The sequence below is a fragment of the Caldithrix sp. genome, from assembly GCF_056497305.1.
Genome location: NZ_JBSMDE010000167.1, coordinates 1 through 3,141, shown reverse-complemented (window position 1 = coordinate 3,141; position 3,141 = coordinate 1). Strand labels below are relative to the sequence as shown.

Below are 3,141 nucleotides of genomic sequence, written 5' to 3'. Positions count from 1 at the left end.
AATCTTTCTCAGGCGTAAGGGCGAAGCATTTTCCTGAAGGTTGTTCCAATTAGCGCAACCTCTTTGTGTAAAAGTTAAAATCGCTCTTAAGAAAGACTTTTCAAAAAATGCTTCGCCCTTACAAAGTCTCGAGCTGAAGCTAGAGTTACGTTATGCTTGTGAATTGTCTGCCAGTGTAAGTGATTCTTGTTCCCGATGAATCGGAAATCAGAATGACACTCAGCATCATTTAACTATTCAACCATTCAACCATTCAACTAATTAACTATTACACTCTTAACTCTTACAGACATACACTTTTTCGCGCCAGCGGAAATTTTGTCCTGCCGGTGTAAGGAATTCCTCAACCCGAGAAATCGGGATTTGGAATGGCATGGTGTTGTCAACCCTTAACACGTAAGCAGGCCCTGGCACTATTTTCAAAGACCAATCAATGCGCTATTTAATCACCACAAATTTACCCGTGTAAATTTTACCATTGTCCAGATCTTTTACCGAGAACAGGTACAATCCGGTGGCCAGCGCCTGATCTGCTTCTGTGACCAGGTCCCAGGCATGTTCACCGCCGGGGAACACGGTTTGAATATTGGAACCAAAATTGGCAAAGCGCTGGTACCACTGCGCGTCCTGTCCGTGATATGTTTGAGCCTCGTGCTGAAAGCTGCCCACCAGGTCGCCGGCCAGGGTGTAAATGCGTACTTCGCAACGAGCCGGGAGATTGTAAAAATAGATTTTACGCTGGCGTTCTTGAGTGCCGTCCCATAAGGCATTAACGCGATAAGGATTGGGATACACACCAACTTCCAGGTTTTCCTGGGCGCTCCTGGCCGGCGTACCGGGCGTGGCCACAACCACATTTTGCAAACGACTGCTCTCCAGACTGGGCAGTGAAATGGAAGCATCTCCGCTGTCAAAGGCGGTTACGGAAAAGGCATATTGCCAGCCATTATGCAGGCCATCGATTTCAATCTGGTAGTAAAATTCGGTTTCTCGTACTTCTTTGGTAAGCGGATCGGTGTAGGTCTCAATTTTTGGCGTTTCGAGTAAAATTTCATCAAAACCGGTGTCGTAAAACAGCCCGTCTTTAACGTCGAATTCGCGGATTAATTGCATGGAATTAAAGATGCCCTGCGAAGAGCGGTCATCATTCAAAAAGGAACGGTAGATTCGGTAGCCCTCAAAGTCGCGCTTTTTAGAAATCAGGTCAACTGAATTTTCAGCGGATTTATCCCACAAAATCGTTACTTTTCCATTGCCAGGGATTACTTTGACGATGGGTGGAGAAGGAGGCGTTGGCAGAATGTAACGATCGAGTCGGCCGTTGTGATTGACGTCTTCGGTGGAATCGGTTCCCACAAAGTCCAATTGACCGTTGCGATTGGCATCTTCACCGTAATAGGCTTTCTGAGCCCAGGCGATATTTTCGTAGAGATTGGCTTTGGCGTCGTCATCATCCACGGTTGAAGGGTTAAAGCCTGCTTTTTTAGCACAGACAATAGCAAACACCACGTTGATCGATTGCCCGGGGTCTAAGCGTTCGAACGGTCCTGTAGAAATTAAACTCATCCAGTTGCCCGGCCGTTGGTACAAGTTCTTCCAGTAAATATCGTCCGGAAAGGAGCTTTTCATCCGTTCGTAGCGCAGGGCCTCTTCCCGCGGAGGTTGTTCATATTCTTCGATGCCTCCAGAAAAGAGCCACCAGTTGTGGGTTACATGTCCACGGTATTTTTGATCTCCGGGTTGGGGATCGGCGCCCAAAAAAGTAATGGACACATAGCTATCGGTGTAACCTGGATCGCCGTCGTAGTCGTAACAATACACCATTTTCATTTGCTCGTTCTCTTTGTAGCCTACGCCGGCATGCTGGTAAAAAGGGGACCCAATGCGCGGCGGCGTAATGTTTACATTGCGCACCACCAGGTCGGCCCAAATTCCCACATACACATCTTTTAAGGTGTCCTGCCACACGTTGCGTATAGTGTAATTCAGAATGACAAAATCATCTGCAAAAGGAAAATTCCAGGCATAGGTTTCCATGTGAACGGCAATGCCCAATGGATTGTGGCCGTAGATTTGATTGGTGGTACCTGGAACGTAAGTGTTGGTATCGGTAAAGTCGGCCACAAAATCCTGATGGCTGATTGCCTCCGGGGAATAAAACTGATTGTCCAGCAGGGAAGAGCGCTCGCGTACCAAGTCCAAAGGATCGGCTGTATTGGTGAATTCAAAGTTGGTGGAACCGCCGGCCTGAAAACGGGCCGAATTAAAGGCGCCCGTGGTGACCTTGATCCCGGAGGGCGTCTGTGCGCCTACCCAAAGCCCCCCGCCAAAGAGATGCTCTACTCCTGAACCTTTTGGATATTCACAGGAAGGTTGGTCAACCGGAACTTGTTTGATAAAACCATCACCAATCGTTCCGTAGTTGGAAACAGTCAGTCCGATATTTCCAACAGTAGTGTACCTGGAATTATCATCGATGGACGGTTTGTTCAATGATTGTGCCGTCAGGTAGGAAGTAAGAGCCAGGACTAAGAACAAAATCATCGTTTTCATAAGCACTCATTTTACTTTAGTTGCCAACAAAGGTAAATAAAGATATTAATAAAAAAATTAGAATGCAAAGTTAAAATAGTGTTATTTACTTAATAAAAAGAGGTGAGGATGGAACAGCCTCGATCCCCCTCTCCCGGAATAAAAGTCTGGGAGAGGGGGAAGACCTTTGTGGGAAATTTTCTTAATTGTCCGGCCGCTTTAGCCGGTTGGAGCGCAGCGGAAATTGTGATTCTCTGGGACGGGACATCAAACCATTCAACAAATCAACAATTCAACGGTTTTGCTTCTTCACACTGCACAAAAATTTTCGCATCACGCTGTGGCGGGATTATAAGTTTTGAAGGAAGTATTCTAAGGCAGCAAAGCCGCAACCAAAAAACTTCCTTGGGGATTTAAACAACCACAGAGAGCACAGGGAAGTATTTTTAAATTAAAAATTAAAAATTACGAATTACGAATTAATTTGCGAAGGGGCAACTTATGCCCAGGCGGTGAGGAACCGTGCCGGCATGTCATTCTGAAAATCCCTTACATTGGTAGACCATTCGAAAGAGCAATGTAACTCGTGCTTTAGCTCGAGATCTGCCC

General features: G+C 46.4%; 1 protein-coding gene. It reads right to left on the bottom strand.

Going from position 1 to position 3,141, the window contains the following annotated elements; translation table 11 throughout:
- Window positions 1-438 precede the first annotated feature (438 nt).
- Window positions 439-2,553 carry a hypothetical protein gene (locus tag ACWB0I_RS14015; RefSeq protein WP_479388693.1) on the bottom strand — a complete coding sequence of 705 codons (2,115 nt, stop codon included), beginning with the start codon at window positions 2,551-2,553 and terminating at the stop codon, window positions 439-441.
- Between the last annotated feature and the right edge of the window lie 588 nt (window positions 2,554-3,141).